This window comes from Chlorobium ferrooxidans DSM 13031, assembly GCF_000168715.1.
Taxonomy (GTDB): Bacteria; Bacteroidota; Chlorobiia; order Chlorobiales; family Chlorobiaceae; genus Chlorobium; species Chlorobium ferrooxidans.
Genome location: NZ_AASE01000002.1, coordinates 31339 through 46207 on the forward strand (window position 1 = coordinate 31339; position 14869 = coordinate 46207).

Consider the following 14869-nt stretch of genomic DNA (forward strand, 5'->3'; position numbering starts at 1 on the left):
AGTTTACTTGTTGTGATTTTATTCTCTCTCTTCTCTCAGCGGTTCGTTCGCCCCTCGGAGCCGCATGAACATCCGATCATATGACCGAGCTTGTCACGCTTGGTATCCAGATAGCTCTGATTCATGGGATTCGGAGCAATTTCAAGCGGAATACGTTCGACAATTTCCAGACCGTACCCTTCAAGACCAACCACTTTTTTGGGATTGTTGGTCATGAGCTTCATTTTCCTGACACCAAGATCCTTGAGAATCTGGGCTCCGATACCATAGTCACGCAGATCAGCCTTGAAACCGAGCTTCTCATTGGCTTCGACCGTATCAAACCCCTCATCCTGAAGATTATAGGCTTTGAGTTTATTGATAAGACCGATACCCCGACCCTCCTGCATCAGATAGATCAGTACACCGCGTCCCTCTTTTTCAATCTTGGAGAGGGCTGATGCAAGCTGGTTGCCGCAGTCGCAGCGAAGAGAGGCAAAGGTATCACCGGTAGCGCACTGCGAATGAACCCTGACCAGCACCGGTTCGTCACTGGTGATATCCCCTTTCACAATCGCCATATGGTTCTGCTGGTCGGCAAACGTTTCATAGGCGATGAGCCTGAACTCGCCGTATGCCGTCGGAAGTCTTGATTCAACCGCCCGGTTCACCAGCTTGTTGCGCTGCATCTGATAGGCAACAAGCTCCTTGATGGTAATAAGTTTCAGCCCGAATTTTTTCTTCAGCTTGATCAGCTCGGGAAGCCGCGCCATGCTGCCATCTTCATGCAGGATTTCACAAAGCAGACCGACAGGGCTGCACCCGGCAAGACGGGCAAGATCAACAGCGGCCTCGGTATGACCTACCCGGCGAAGCACTCCGCCATCCATGGCACGGAGGGGGAAAATATGGCCGGGACGGGAAAAATCATCGGCGCTCGAGGATGGATCTCCAAGCATTTTGATGGTTGTTGCCCGGTCAAAAACCGAAATACCGGTCGTCACACCTTCGGCAATGGCATCGACAGAGACGGTAAAATTGGTTTCATGCTGGGAGGTATTTCTCTGAACCATCGGATCAAGCTGCAGCTCCTTTGCCCTCGCCATGGTTATGGCCACACAAAGCAGGCCCCGCGCCTCTCTGGTGATAAAATTGACCATCTCGGTGGTCACCAGATCAGCCGCAGCAATAAAATCGCCTTCGTCCTCACGATCCTCGTCATCAATTACAATCACCAGTTTGCCCTGGCGAATATCCTCAAGAGCAGCTTCTATTGAGTCAAAATTCGACTTATCCATACGTTTTGTTACACCGTTTTTCGAAAGCAGATATTACACGAAAACATTGTAATGTAAAAAAATTCCCGTTCCATTTTCAGGCCGCAGAAAAAGAAGCGAAGGAAGCTCAAACGGGCGGCTTTGAGAAGCATGGGCATTTTTGTATAATGCACCGGTTTTTATATAAAGAGGTGAATTGTTACCTTTACACTGTCGAATCCTGAAGCTTTTCAAAACTACTGAGACTGCATGACCACTCAAGCTTCCGACCTGCCGCAGGAGGTTACTGACCTTTCCCGCAAATTCCCGAAAGAGCAGCTTCTGAAAGCAAAACAGCACGGCTTTTCCGATTTTCAACTTGCCAATATCTTCAACAGTTCCGAACCCGCAATCCGGGCTCTCAGAAAACATTACCATGTTGAATCCGTCTTCAAAACCGTCGACACCTGCGCTGCTGAATTCGATGCAAAAACACCCTACCACTACTCAACCTACGAGGAGGAAAACGAATCAATCTCCTCTGACAGGAAGAAAGTCATAATCCTCGGAGGCGGCCCAAATCGGATCGGCCAGGGTATCGAGTTTGACTACTGTTGTGTCCAGGCTGTGTTTGCTCTCAGGGAGGCCGGCTATGAGACCATCATGGTGAACTGTAACCCTGAAACCGTTTCGACGGATTACGATATTGCCGATAAACTCTACTTTGAGCCCCTCACCTTTGAAGATACCATCCGTATCATAGAGCATGAACAGCCGCTCGGCGTTATTGTCAGCTTTGGCGGCCAGACACCCCTCAAACTCTCGACCAAGCTGCATGAAGCCGGAGTCACCATTCTCGGAACCTCTTCAAAAGGGATAGACCTTGCTGAAGACCGTAAAAAATTCGGCGCACTCCTCGAAGAGCTTGAGATTCCCCATCCAGAATACGGCACGGCCATCAGTTTTGAGGAAGCAAAGGAGATTACCCGCAGAATAGGCTACCCTGCTCTCGTTCGCCCGAGTTACGTTCTCGGCGGACGGGCAATGAAGATTGTCTACAATGACGACTCGCTCAAGGAGTATATCGATCAGGCGCTCTTCATTACCGAAAAATATCCGCTCCTGATCGACCGTTTTCTGGAAACAGCGGTTGAGTTCGACATTGATGCCATTGCCGACAGCTCGGACTGCGTCATCAGCGGTATTATGCAGCATGTTGAAGCAGCCGGCATACACAGCGGTGACTCCACCTCGATTCTGCCCTATCACAATATCAGCCCGAAGGCCATAGAGACCATGAAGGGATATACCCGCACCCTTGCCAAAAACCTCAAGGTTGTGGGACTGATGAACATTCAGTATGCCGTTCAGAATGAGAGTGTCTATGTCATTGAGGTTAATCCGAGAGCAAGCCGTACGGTTCCTTTTGTCGGCAAGGCTACAGCAATTCCGGTTGTAAAAATTGCCACACGCGTCATGCTCGGAGAAAAGCTCAGCGATCTGCGACAGGTGTATGACCTGAAAGATTGCGATGAACTCGGTATGACCCACATCTCGATAAAGGAGCCGGTTTTTCCATTCTCAAAGTTTGCAAAATCAGGGGTCTATCTCGGCCCGGAAATGCGTTCAACCGGTGAAGCCATGAGCCTTGCCGACAACTTCCCTGAAGCCTTTGCAAAGGCCTATCAGGCGGCAAACATGCACCTGCCCCTCTCCGGAGCAGTCTTCATCAGCGTCAATGACCAGGATAAAAACCAGAGGATCATCGCTATTGCCAAAGCGCTCTACCGCATGGATTTCGATCTTGTTGCCACTGCCGGCACCTACAGCTTCCTCAGAGAGAACGGCATTGAGTGCAAAAAGGTGTTCAAGGTGGGAGAAGAGGGACGACCGAACATCTTCGACATTATCAAGCACGGCAAGATCAACTTTGTCATCAACACACCGAGAGGCGAAAAAGCCCTGCATGATGAGGAGGCGATCGGCGCTGCATCAGTGTTGAACAATGTTCCGTTTGTCACAACCATTGAGGCTGCCGAAGCATCGGTACAGGCGATAGACTGTATCCGCCATCAGGAGTTCGGCGTCAAAAGCCTCCAGGAGTACGCCGCCTACCGCAACAAGTAACGCCACGTTATACGCAAAGAAGCCCGCACATCGCGGGCTTTATTGTTTCAGAATCCGGAAAATCTTTCAAGCAGCGCCTCCCTGACTGCAATCATCACACGCGACCATTCACCGGGCGACTCCTGGCGGAAAAGACGGGCGGTGGGGTACCACGGGCTGTCATCTCGCTTAAGCAGCCATCGCCAGTCGGGATTGAACGGCAGAAGAATCCAGACCGGTCGACCCATCGCTCCTGCCAGATGGGCCACACTTGTATCAACACTCACCACCAGATCGACCAGCTCACAGAGAGCCGCCGTATCAGCAAAATCAGCAAGCTGTTCACCAAAATGTACTATTCCGGGATGCTCGCGCAGCGCCTCCATGTCACTCTCGCGCACCTCTTTCTGGAGGCTTATATAGTCGAATCCTTCCGGCAGCACGCTGACGAATTCAGAGAGCGGAATGCTCCGGTTATGATCATTGCCATGGGTCGTGCTGCCACTCCATACCAAACCGACCCTGGGCTTTGACGGGACTCCAAGCCTCTCCCTCCAAATCCTGACCTTTGCTGCATCCGCCCTGATGTAACCATTTTTATCGGCAGAAATAGTTTCCTCCACCGTACAAAAAACCCCTGGGAGACTCATGAGTGAGAGATGAACGTCACAGGGAGGAACTTCCGTTTCTTCACTGATAATCGTTACCCCTTCAAGAGTGCCTGCTAAAAGCGGTGCAAGTGCATCCTGCACCTGAAGCGTGACCGTTGCCCCCCTATCCCTGACAACTCCTGCATAGCGGCAGAACTGGATCGTATCGCCAAGCCCCTGCTCACTGTAGAGCAGAATGGTTCGGCCATCCAGTGAATCCTTTCCATTCCATTCGGGCTGAGAAAACTCCCGGACATAGCCCTTCATCTCTCTCTTTTTCCAGCGCCATGCAAAGTTCTTCCAGCCCTCCCGGAAATTACCGGCAAGAAGCTGATTGAAACCGATGTTCCAGCAAGCATCAATACTATCAGGCTCTTTTTCAAGTGCCATGCTATAGCATGCAATGGCTTCGTTATAGCGTCCGAGCCCGTTCAGTGCGTTACCGCTGTTGATATATGCCCCGCTGTAGTCCGGATTCAGTGCAATAGCTTTCGTGCAGCTTGAAAGAGCCTCCGGGAAACGGTTCAGGCCATTCAACGCCACCGACAGATTGTTGTATGCCTTTGCATTTCCGGGCTTCAACCGCAAGGCACGTTCATGAGCTTCAATCGCCTCCCCGTAGCGCTTCAGATTGTTCAACACCACACCCTGAAGCGTCCACGCTTCAGCACTCCCCTGATCCAGTGCAATAGCCTTCATGCAACTTGCAAGTGCCTCCTCATGACGATCAAGGCCCATCAGGGAGATTGCCCTGTTATTCCAGGCGGTAACATCCCCTGCATGCAGAGCAAGAGCCTGCTCACAGCTTCTCAGCCCTTCGGCAAACCGTTCAAGATCGTTCAATGCAACCCCCCTGTTGTTATGGGCGGCGGCAGTTGACGGGTTCAGTGCAATCGACCGCTCATAACACTCCAGAGCTTCCTCATGACGCGTCAGTGCATTGAGAGCCGCCCCGAGCATATTCCATGCATCGGCGAAGTCCGGCTTCAGGGAAAGTGCCTGCCGGAAGCTCCCGACAGCCTCTTCAAAGCGGGCGAGATCATGGAGGGCAAGAGCGCGGTTATACCAGTGATCTGCATGTCCAGATTCGAGCAGAAGTGCCCTGTCATGCATTTCGATCGCCGATTCCATGCGACCAAGCCCCCTGAGTACATAGCCGAGGTTATTCAAGGCATTGATATGCCGGGGATCTATTTCCAATGCCCGTTTGATCAACTCTGCTGCCCGAAGGAGGTCACCGGTCTGGGCGGCAATTACTCCCGAGAGATGCAACGCATCGAAATGTAGGGGATTCCGACTCAGTACACTCTGGTAAAGCGCAAATGCATCCTCAAAACGGCCCTTCATGTGAAGAGCATAGGCTCTGTCGAATTCTCCTCCCATTGCCACAAACTTTTTCCGGTTTAATCGTGTTCATCAATGGCAAGCACAAGCACTAATAAATCATGTAAGCCGAGAACTTTTTCCCGCTACAGGAAAATAATGGCCTGAAGGAAAAAATATCTCGGTTATATTTAGGTTTCAAAAGATTGTTCCGATGCCAAAGCAGCAGTTCGCCTGCACTAAAATCAATACCAAACGTATTTACCCATGCCCGCTACACTTCTGCAGCACCTTGACGAGTCCATAAAGCTTGAGCTGAGCCTTGCAAAACTCTATACGCTGTTGCATGATCAGCTCTCCGAAGATGAGGATTTCTGGTGGCAGCTCGCCATGGAGGAGAGAGGGCACGCATCACTGCTTCAGCAGGAAAAAAAGCAGCCTCAACCGATGGAATTCTTTCCTGACAATCTGCTCTCCAAAGACCTTCAGTCCCTTATTGATACCAACGAAAAAATTACAGCTCTCATAGCCGCCTATTCGGCCGCACCGCCTTCAAGAAAGGCAGCATTTCAGGCCGCGCTTGACATTGAACTGGCCGCAGGAGAGTCCCATTTTCAGCACTTTCTCGACAGCCCGACACACTCCTACTCCTCAAATATTTTCAAGCAGCTCAACCAGGAGGATCGCGATCATGCCGAAAGAATCCGCGACTACATGAAGACAAACCGGATAGGCTGATCACCGCGATTGCGAATCTCCGGGAACGGCAGCAGAGTCCGGAATAAACGATAGTGCCGTTGAGAAGGTGTCACGGCAGCATGATAAAACGCTGAGTGAATCCCCCCTTCCCGTCCACGATCAACTCACTGTACTGCTTTGGAATGATGCGAAAACTTCCCCCGTTAATAAAGGTCAGATCTTTAACCACATAGGACTGAAAACGGTGAAAATGTCCGTGCAGCACCACTCTTGCATGCAGGGTAATCATCAGATCAAGAAACGCTTCCCGGTTTTTCAGCTCCATGGTCCAGTCAAACGCCTGATCAATCAGCGAATCGGTGCCGTACACCTTATAGGCATGGTGACAGAGCCCGATGACAAAACACTCCCGGAGCGTTGAGAGCAGGCTCTCCGAGGAAAATGCATCAAGCTGCTTCTGATCAACTTCACCTCTCGCCCCTAAAGGATTATCAGCCGGGTACCAGGGGAAAACTGAATTGAATGCGGTAATGGCAATTCTAACCGAAGGATAGTTGATGATCTTGACAAACGGATAGATCGGAGTGCCGCCCTCTTCTCCGGTAATCAACTCCCGGAAATACCGGCAGAAATTAGCGAGCTTGCGATCAAATGCTTTTTTTCTGAGAAGCGGCAAGGGATTCAGGGCGTTATAAAAACGCATCTCCTCTTCAAGATTGATCAAATCATGGTTACCGGCAATAACGGTGGTCTTCTCCCAATGGTAGCGACCATGCTTCTCCAGTTTCTCTTTCACCACCCCCCAGTCACCGGAATTTGCTGTATTGCTGAGGTCCCCGGAAATGACCAGATGATCAAAGCCTGCGGTGTTGAGATGATCGAGCATACGATCAAGATCTTCGAGCTGGCGGTGGTCCTTTCTGCCGGAAACATGAAGGTCCGACAGGTGCGCTATTTTCACCTCTCCTGTATTCAAATCGTTATGTTTGCGGTTTTTTATTCTAAAACAGTAAATTGAGCCATATTTTCATTCACAAGGGCAAACGTCAAAAGCCGCAAAAGTCTCTTAATGCTGTAAGATTCTGCCTCTCATTCAACCTGCTGCAGCAAAGCAAAGCATTTCATAACCCATTATGCAAAAAAAAATAGTCTCTCTTAACGAACTCACAAGAAATCTCTGGTGGTCCTGGGATACAGAAGCAAAACAGATTTTTGAGGAGCTCTCTCCTCTGCTCTGGGAACGGAACAACCACAATCCGGTAGAACTGCTTCGGCATATCTCCCAGGATGAACTGGAAGCTCGCAGTTATGGCGATTTCGGCAAAAAAATAGATGCCGCCCACGACCGCTTTACCGCCTACATGAACGAAAAAGAGACCTGGGCGGCAAAAAACGCTCCGGAACTTGTTGAGCGTCCTGTAGCCTACTTCAGCGCGGAGTTCGGTATCCATGAAAGTGTCAGGATCTATTCCGGAGGACTCGGGGTTCTTGCCGGAGATCACATCAAATCGGCCAGTGACCTTGGCATCAACTTTATCGGCATCACCCTGTTCTACAGGGAGGGATACTTCCGCCAGTACCTCAATCACGATGGATGGCAGATGGAAGACTACCCGCTTCAGCACCCTGAACATCTTCCGGTTGAAAAAGTAAAACGGGCTGACGGCAGTGATCTCGTCATCTCCGTTAATATAGCACAAAGCGAAGTTTTTGCACAGGCATGGCGTTTAAAGGTCGGCCGGGCAACACTCTATCTACTTGACACCAATATTGCGGAGAATGAATCCCACTACCGCGATATCTGCTGCCGTGTCTATGGCGGTGACCAGAACATGCGTATCAACCAGGAGATCGTCCTCGGAATCGGCGGCGTCAAGCTGCTTGAAGAGCTTGGTGAAAAACCCGCAGTCTATCACATGAACGAAGGGCACTCCGCATTTCTCACCCTTGAGCTGCTGGCCATGGAGCATGCAAAAGGAGCTACACAAGAGGCGGCAAAGGCAAGTGTCCGTTCACGTTGCGTTTTCACTACGCACACACCTGTTCCTGCCGGTCATGACCGATTCTCAAGAGAGATGATGCACTACACCTTCGACAAGTACCTGGCAACTACAGGCATTACGTTCGATGATCTTATGCTGCTCGGCTCCGAAGACCGGAATAATATCTACGGACTCTTCACCATGACCGTGCTTGCACTCAATCTGTCGAGGGCGGCAAACGGAGTATCAAAACTGCATGGAGAGGTCTCTCGCGCCATGTGGCAGCACCTCTACAAAGACAAAGAGGTTGCGGATGTACCGATCGGTCATATCACCAACGGCGTGCACGCCAGCAGCTGGACATGCGGTTTGACCGACAGTTTCTGGAAAAACCATGCCGGCAGTATCGACGAGATGACCCTTTCACGTGAAGCTGCTGAAGCTGCTCTTGCAACAGTCTCCGATTCCGAACTCTGGTCTCTGCGTTACAGCCTGAAGCGCAATCTGTTCGACTTTATCGACCGCTACCTGGCAAACCAGCTGTTTCACCAGCACTCCAATACCTTCTACAACGAGTATGACGTGATGCGCTCTCCGAAAAACACCTTCTCTCCGGACGTGCTGACCATAGGTTTTGCTCGGCGATTTGCGACGTACAAGCGAGCACCGCTGATTTTCAGTGATCTTGACCGTCTCGACCGGATCATCAATCATGCGGATATGCCGCTGCAAATTGTCTTTGCAGGAAAAGCCCATCCGCACGATGACGCAGGAAAGGACTATATCCGCCAGATTGTGCATCACTCGCGCCGTCCGCAGTTTACCGGCAAGGTTATCTTCCTGGAGAACTACAATCTCGGTGTGGCAAAACGGATGGTTTCCGGTGTTGATATCTGGCTGAACACCCCGGTCAGACCGATGGAGGCAAGCGGAACATCGGGCGAGAAAACCGTGCTGCATGGCGGGCTGAATTTCAGTGTGCTGGATGGCTGGTGGCCTGAAGCATATAACGGCGAGAACGGCTTTGCAATAGGCAACGGTGAATTCTTCGAAAATCATGAGGAACAGGACCGTTTCGATGCCGAAAAGATGTACTCGACACTGGAAAAGCAGATCATTCCTGCATACTACAATCGAAACGCAGAGAATATTCCGACCGAGTGGATCAAAAAAATCCGGAACGCCATTGCAACCATTGCACCGGAATACAACACCCACAGAATGGTCAGGGATTACGCAACCCGCTACTATCTGAACAAGTAACGTAAAAGTGAACGGAACGGAAACGATACTCATTCTGCGCTTCCTGAACCGGACTGATACCATCATAATCAAGTCCGGTTTCAGGTGAGTGCCGAAACAAGCACTGACCATCATGAGCCAACACGGTAGCGCCAAGCCGGCTACAATCGCATCGGTCTCCCTTGGCCGGGGTCTGGAGTTGAAATCTCCGGTGCTGCTTGCATCGGGCACCGTATCCTACGGCGAAGAGCTGAGCCGGCTCTGTGACCTCTCTAAAATAGGCGGCATCGTTACCAAGGCAATCTCCCTTGAACCCCGGGTCGGCAACCGCCCGCAACGAATTGCAGAGACCCCTTCGGGCATGATCAACGCCATCGGGCTGGCCAATGTCGGCATTGAACGGTTCATAGAGGAGAAGGTACCGTTTCTCAGAACACTTGATACGGCCGTTATTGTCAATATTGCCGGCCGCTCGATCGATGAGTACGGTGAAGTTGTCTCGAAACTGGACCGGGTTGACGGACTTGACGGCTATGAAATAAATCTTTCATGCCCCAACGTGAAGGGGGAGTGCATGATTATGGGTGTCAGCCGGAACGCAACCTTTGAAATCGTTTCGGAACTGCGAAAAATAACCCACCGTCACCTCATGATCAAGCTGACACCAAATGTCACCTCGATCAGCTCTATCGCACTTGCCGCAGAAGAGGCCGGTGCAGACTCGGTTTCACTCATCAATACCGTTGTCGGCATGGCGGTGGACTACAAAACCCGCAAGCCGCTCTTGAAAAACATCACCGGAGGACTCTCCGGACCGGCTATCAAGCCCATTGCACTCGCAAAGGTTTGGGAGGTCTATAATGCCGTCAAAATTCCGGTGGTCGGTATGGGTGGTATTGCCGGATTTGAAGACGCGATGGAGTTCCTCGTCACCGGAGCGCGGGCGGTACAGATCGGCACCATGAACTTTGTCTATCCGGACATCAGCGAAAAGGTGGCGGTAGCCATAGAGCAGCACTTCTCGGCGCCGGGAGCGATACCCATCAGAGAGTACAGCGGAAGTCTTGTTACCGGTTAGCCGGCGCTCTCTTTCTACCACCTCTTGTTGGAGAGATACCGCTTTGCCCGCCGGCCCCCTTTTTTGGAGCCTGGAGTCCGGTACTCGCGGACAATCCGGGTGCGTGACAGAAATGTGCTGCTGGTCAACTGCGAAATAATTCTGGACTCCGCCTCCCTGATATCCACATCAGAAGGTCCGATATCGGAGAGCAGCTTGACAATGAGCGGCGCACATTCGAAAGCAATAAAGAGCAGGGTAATAAAGGTAACCGCATTTGCCGAAGAGCGGCTCACATCGTTTGCCGAGTGGGTCAACTCACCCAGTGCCCAGTTTCTGTCGGCAAATCCGGCAACAGCAACGGCCTGATCCATCTCTTTTTCATTCTGTATCGATTGGGCGTTGATCCCCTCAGCGGCTTTCTGGCGGTTCATATACTCCTGAAGTCCGGCAAGCTGAGCAGCAAGAAATTCAAGTCTTGTCTGTTTGGCCTTCACAACAAGCTCCTTGTTTCTCGCATAGGTACCATACCCCTCCACACCGGAAGTCGTGGCGGTATGGGAACCGAACACCTCCGCTTTCAGCTCCTCCCGCAACCGGTTCACTTCGCTGCTCAGACTGTCATACTCTTTCTGATAGCCAGCAATCTGGCCGAGTTCAAGAGCATATTTCTCCCTGAATGAGCTCTGAACCTTTCCAATCATCTCCCTCTGATCGGAGAGATAACGAAGACGAAGCTGCTCGCGGATCTCCTTGTCAAATATTTTCAGTTCAAGGGGTCGGGCAATAACCAGGGCAATCAGTACGGCAAATATCAGCCGTGGGGATGCCTGGTAGAACTGTTTCAGCCCTTTGGAGCTTTTGTTGATGCCTGAAACAATGTACCGGTCGAGATTGAAAATCGCCAGCCCCCAGATGAGGCCGAAGAGGAGAGCCCACAACCCGGCAAAAGCAGAACCGGCAAAAACAAAATAGAGCGCGTATCCACCGGAAAGACCGGCAAAAAACGCTGTAAAAAATATGGTTGCCCCGATACCGATATATTTGCTGTGCTCGGTCGGATATTTTTCAATCACTGAAACCGGAGTTCCGGAGCAGATCCAGAAAAAACGCTGTAATCGGGAAAAGGTCATGGTACTCATATGCACGCTCATTGATCTCTCTGGCGCCACTTGTTACGGAAATTTCCGGAATATCTTATTCATTTCATAGAAAAGGGGGCGGTAAAAGTTCAAATCAGGCGAAATCAACGCCGTTTTCAGGCTTTACTGCTCCTCAACGAGCCGCCCTGTTCCAAATATTCATGATTTATTCTATCTTTAGACCCTGCTGACATAACCCTTTAAACTCTCTATGACCATGCGTATTGGAATCGGTATTGATGTACACCCCTTTGCAGAGGGCCGGAAACTGGTTATCGGCGGTGTTGAAATTGCTGCTGAAAAAGGACTTGAAGGCCACAGCGATGCCGATGTTTTACTCCATGCGGTCAGTGACGCACTGCTTGGTGCTGCGGCACTGGGAGATATCGGTCTGCACTTCCCCAACACCAGCATGGAATTCAAGGATATCGACAGCATGATCCTTTTGAAGCATGTGGGAAAACTGCTTGAGAAAAACGGCTACCGGACGGTCAATGTTGATGCCATGCTGCTGCTTGAAGCGCCAAAAATCGCTCCCTACATCACCGACATGCGTAAAAACATTGCCCGCTGTCTCAATATGGAGATCGGAACGGTCTCGGTCAAAGCCACAACAAACGAAAAACTCGGCTATATCGGACGCGAAGAGGGTGCGGCCGCACATGCTGTCTGCATCATCAAAAAAATCTGAGTACACCGCTCCTGAACATCCGGACTCCCGGCCATAACCCTAAGCGCCTACCTCGCCCCTGAGAATACGTACCGGCTGATAGCGTGTTGCCTTTCGCGCCGGGCTCATGGATGAGAGCACGGCAATCAGGATGCCGAAAACAATCACAATAAGGTGCGCATCCGGCGTTTCTATCAGATTGATCCGGTCACTTTTCAGCACCCCTGCCGTACTGGCCTCAAAGCGGATGGAAGATACAAAGTGGCAAATCACATGACCCACCGGGCTTCCGATGAGCACCCCGAGAATCCCGATCATCAACCCTTCAAGCATGAATATCCGGGTTATGTTCCCCGCAGGCATACCCATTGAGCGCATGATGGCAATATCCTTCACCTTCTGCAGTACCACGGTGGTCATAACCGAAGAGACGCCGAGGCCTGCAACAATAAAGACAAAACCGACAAGCACAAGGGTAATCAGGGCATTCCGGTTATAGAACTCAATGACATTCCGGTTGGTTTCATCCCAGCTCTCACTTTTATAACCGCTCAGCCTCTGCACCTCTGCGGCTGTCTCTTTTGCGCGCTCAACATGCGCTGTTCTCATCCCGATACCGGTCACCGAGTTCGATGCAATTCCCTCCATTCTCTGGGCAAGGGCAAGATTAACATAGGCTTCCCGCTCATCCTTGGCATTGAATCCGCTGCTGAAGCGGCCCACCAGCGTTACCGGGAACTCCTCGCTGTTTTTAGTCACCAGCACAACTCTTGAGTGATAGCCGGCATTGAGTTTTTTCGCCAGAAGATCACCCACAAGAATACCATTCGGCGTATAGGAGAGCTCCTCAAGAGCATTTTTTTCAATCAGATTCTTTTTAAGACCGGCAATCTCCCCTTCAAGCTGCGGCACAACCCCGCGGGCAACGCAGGGTGTAAATCGTGTCTTGTTGCGGGCAAGGAGTTTGCTGAGAACAAACGGTGAAATACTCTGAAGCTCCTTGACTGAACGAATACTCTCAACAACCCCGGCATAATTCTTGATAACCTCCTGCTTGTCCGGTGTGATATTTTTCGTCACCATGGCAATCCGCCGGGAGTTCTGACCGATGATATTGTCCGGAATAAGCGGCACCACTCTCTCGGCTGTCACCATAACATGCGGCATGGTATCAATGACCTTGGCTATGACATTCGACGAAGAACCCCGAGCCACCGAAATAGTGGTCACAAGCATGGCTGAACCGACAGCAACACCAAGAGCGGTCAGGAGAGTCTGGCGCTTTCTCTCCCTGAGATGCACGAAAGCAATCCTTGCCTGGTCCAGATAATTCATGAAATGATGAGCAATTCTGGCGTTATGGGAAGCATCCTCACCTATTTAAATTTTGCAGCTTTGCGTTGAAAAATCAGACAAAAAATCTATCTTGATTGCCAGAAGCAGGAACAATGAACTCCTCATTTAAATAACTAAATTCGGCCATTAAAAACTAACCCGAGCATTCAAGGAGAATAGTACAGTGAAAAAAATAGGCATACTGACCAGCGGAGGAGATTGTGGTGGACTCAATGCAGTGCTTAAGGGTGCGGCAATGATGGCTCTGTCAAAAGACCTCGAACTCTATATCATTCCAAACGGCTACGCCGGACTCTACAACCTCATTGATCAGCCATCTATTGTCCGTCTTGACCAGAGTCGACTTGACCTGTTCGATGCCAGTTTTGCCGGATCCGAAGCCGGTCATTCGAGAGTTAAAATCAAGGCAATAAGCAATCCGGAAAAGTATAACCGCATCAAGGCCGGCATGAAAAAATTTGACCTTGACGCTCTTGTCATCAGCGGCGGTGACGACTCCGGAAGCGTTATGGTTGACCTCAACCAGAATGGCATACAGTGCATCCACGCACCGAAAACCATGGATCTCGACCTCCAGACCTACTCGGTCGGCGGAGATTCCACGATCAACCGTATTGCGCAGTTTGTCCATGACCTGAAAACCACCGGCAGAACCCACAACCGTGTACTCGTAACCGAGGTATTCGGCCGCTATGCCGGACATACCGCTTTCCGCAGCGGTGTTGCAGCTGAAGCCGACTGTATTCTCATACCGGAAATTCCGGCAGACTGGGATGTTGTCTACGAACACCTCAAGGAGCGCTTTACCCGCAGAATCAGGGAGAGCGACGTCAACAGCGGTACCTATACCATAGTGGTTGCCGAGGGCATAAAAAATGCCGATGGCAGCGACATTGTTGATGAATCAGCCGGCGTTGATGCTTTCGGCCACAAGAAACTGGCCGGTGCAGGCAAATTTACCTGCCAGCAGATCCAGAAAAGAATGAAAACCGACCCGGCCATGCCGATTTTCATGAAAGAGACCGGTATGTTCGTTGAAGGAATCTACGAGATTCCCGAAGTGCGTGAAGTGCATCCCGGCCACCTTGTCCGTTCAGGCAGCTCTTCGGCTTACGATGTCAACTTCGGCTTCGAAGCCGGAGCGGCGGCTATTCTGCTCCTTCTTGACGGCAAAACAGGAGTGACGATATCCAAAGTCAGGGGTCGTAAAATCGAATACATTGAATCGAGCAAAGCTATTGTCCAGCGCCATGTCGATCTTGACCATGTCGCCATGTATGAAGCGCTCGGCATCTGCTTCGGACGAAAAGCCAGCCTCTATGAGCCGATTCTTCGTGAAGTGGACGGCGTTTACGAAAGAATCTACTGAGCGTTCCCAATTCAAGATCAGCAGGCCCGCAATACCAT

At 50.9% G+C, this 14869-nt stretch carries 11 protein-coding genes; 6 read left to right on the plus strand and 5 right to left on the minus strand.

Going from position 1 to position 14869, the window contains the following annotated elements:
- Positions 1–35: 35 nt before the first annotated feature.
- Entirely contained in the window at positions 36–1277 is a 1242-nt protein-coding gene (locus CFERDRAFT_RS01665) for a bifunctional 3,4-dihydroxy-2-butanone-4-phosphate synthase/GTP cyclohydrolase II (RefSeq protein WP_006365451.1), read from the minus strand.
- 228 nt (positions 1278–1505) lie between these two features.
- Here CFERDRAFT_RS01665 and carB point away from each other — a divergent pair, with 228 nt between their 5' ends.
- Complete coding sequence (gene carB, locus CFERDRAFT_RS01670; RefSeq protein ID WP_006365452.1) at positions 1506–3362, plus strand: carbamoyl-phosphate synthase large subunit; 1857 nt, start codon at positions 1506–1508, stop codon at positions 3360–3362.
- A 47-nt stretch (positions 3363–3409) separates the two neighbouring features.
- Here carB and CFERDRAFT_RS01675 read toward each other — a convergent pair whose 3' ends face one another.
- Positions 3410–5374: a tetratricopeptide repeat protein gene (locus tag CFERDRAFT_RS01675; RefSeq protein WP_006365453.1), complete on the minus strand. Its 1965-nt coding sequence runs from the start codon at positions 5372–5374 to the stop codon at positions 3410–3412.
- A 207-nt stretch (positions 5375–5581) separates the two neighbouring features.
- Here CFERDRAFT_RS01675 and CFERDRAFT_RS01680 point away from each other — a divergent pair, with 207 nt between their 5' ends.
- Positions 5582–6052, plus strand: coding sequence for a hypothetical protein (locus tag CFERDRAFT_RS01680; RefSeq protein WP_006365454.1), 471 nt, complete (start codon positions 5582–5584; stop codon positions 6050–6052).
- 70 nt (positions 6053–6122) lie between these two features.
- Here CFERDRAFT_RS01680 and CFERDRAFT_RS01685 read toward each other — a convergent pair whose 3' ends face one another.
- Positions 6123–6989, minus strand: a complete 867-nt coding sequence (locus tag CFERDRAFT_RS01685; protein WP_006365455.1) for a metallophosphoesterase family protein — start codon at positions 6987–6989, stop codon at positions 6123–6125.
- 157 nt (positions 6990–7146) lie between these two features.
- On the opposite strand from CFERDRAFT_RS01685, the gene glgP reads away from it, so the two are divergent.
- On the plus strand, positions 7147–9258 hold the full coding sequence (glgP, locus tag CFERDRAFT_RS01690) for an alpha-glucan family phosphorylase (RefSeq protein WP_006365456.1): 2112 nt from the start codon (positions 7147–7149) through the stop codon (positions 9256–9258).
- A gap of 112 nt (positions 9259–9370) precedes the next feature.
- Positions 9371–10315 (plus strand): dihydroorotate dehydrogenase, encoded by a 945-nt coding sequence (locus CFERDRAFT_RS01695; protein WP_006365457.1) that lies wholly within the window; start codon positions 9371–9373, stop codon positions 10313–10315.
- A gap of 14 nt (positions 10316–10329) precedes the next feature.
- Here CFERDRAFT_RS01695 and CFERDRAFT_RS01700 read toward each other — a convergent pair whose 3' ends face one another.
- Positions 10330–11427, minus strand: a complete 1098-nt coding sequence (locus CFERDRAFT_RS01700; protein WP_040432933.1) for a DUF4407 domain-containing protein — start codon at positions 11425–11427, stop codon at positions 10330–10332.
- 226 nt (positions 11428–11653) lie between these two features.
- On the opposite strand from CFERDRAFT_RS01700, the gene ispF reads away from it, so the two are divergent.
- Entirely contained in the window at positions 11654–12127 is a 474-nt protein-coding gene (gene ispF, locus CFERDRAFT_RS01705) for a 2-C-methyl-D-erythritol 2,4-cyclodiphosphate synthase (RefSeq protein ID WP_040432934.1), read from the plus strand.
- A gap of 39 nt (positions 12128–12166) precedes the next feature.
- Here the strand turns inward: ispF and CFERDRAFT_RS01710 are convergent, their stop codons facing one another.
- Positions 12167–13441, minus strand: coding sequence for an ABC transporter permease (locus CFERDRAFT_RS01710; protein WP_006365460.1), 1275 nt, complete (start codon positions 13439–13441; stop codon positions 12167–12169).
- 184 nt (positions 13442–13625) lie between these two features.
- On the opposite strand from CFERDRAFT_RS01710, the gene CFERDRAFT_RS01715 reads away from it, so the two are divergent.
- Positions 13626–14831 carry a 6-phosphofructokinase gene (locus tag CFERDRAFT_RS01715; protein ID WP_006365461.1) on the plus strand — a complete coding sequence of 402 codons (1206 nt, stop codon included), beginning with the start codon at positions 13626–13628 and terminating at the stop codon, positions 14829–14831.
- Positions 14832–14869 lie beyond the last annotated feature (38 nt).

Coding starts and splice junctions, on each gene's coding strand:
- CFERDRAFT_RS01680 (WP_006365454.1), top strand. CDS start 5,582: ATGCCCGCTACACTTCTGCAGCACCTTGACGAGTCCATAAAGCTTGAG.
- CFERDRAFT_RS01665 (WP_006365451.1), bottom strand. CDS start 1,277: ATGGATAAGTCGAATTTTGACTCAATAGAAGCTGCTCTTGAGGATATT.
- CFERDRAFT_RS01675 (WP_006365453.1), bottom strand. CDS start 5,374: ATGGGAGGAGAATTCGACAGAGCCTATGCTCTTCACATGAAGGGCCGT.
- CFERDRAFT_RS01710 (WP_006365460.1), bottom strand. CDS start 13,441: ATGAATTATCTGGACCAGGCAAGGATTGCTTTCGTGCATCTCAGGGAG.
- glgP (WP_006365456.1), top strand. CDS start 7,147: ATGCAAAAAAAAATAGTCTCTCTTAACGAACTCACAAGAAATCTCTGG.
- ispF (WP_040432934.1), top strand. CDS start 11,654: ATGCGTATTGGAATCGGTATTGATGTACACCCCTTTGCAGAGGGCCGG.
- carB (WP_006365452.1), top strand. CDS start 1,506: ATGACCACTCAAGCTTCCGACCTGCCGCAGGAGGTTACTGACCTTTCC.
- CFERDRAFT_RS01700 (WP_040432933.1), bottom strand. CDS start 11,427: ATGACCTTTTCCCGATTACAGCGTTTTTTCTGGATCTGCTCCGGAACT.
- CFERDRAFT_RS01695 (WP_006365457.1), top strand. CDS start 9,371: ATGAGCCAACACGGTAGCGCCAAGCCGGCTACAATCGCATCGGTCTCC.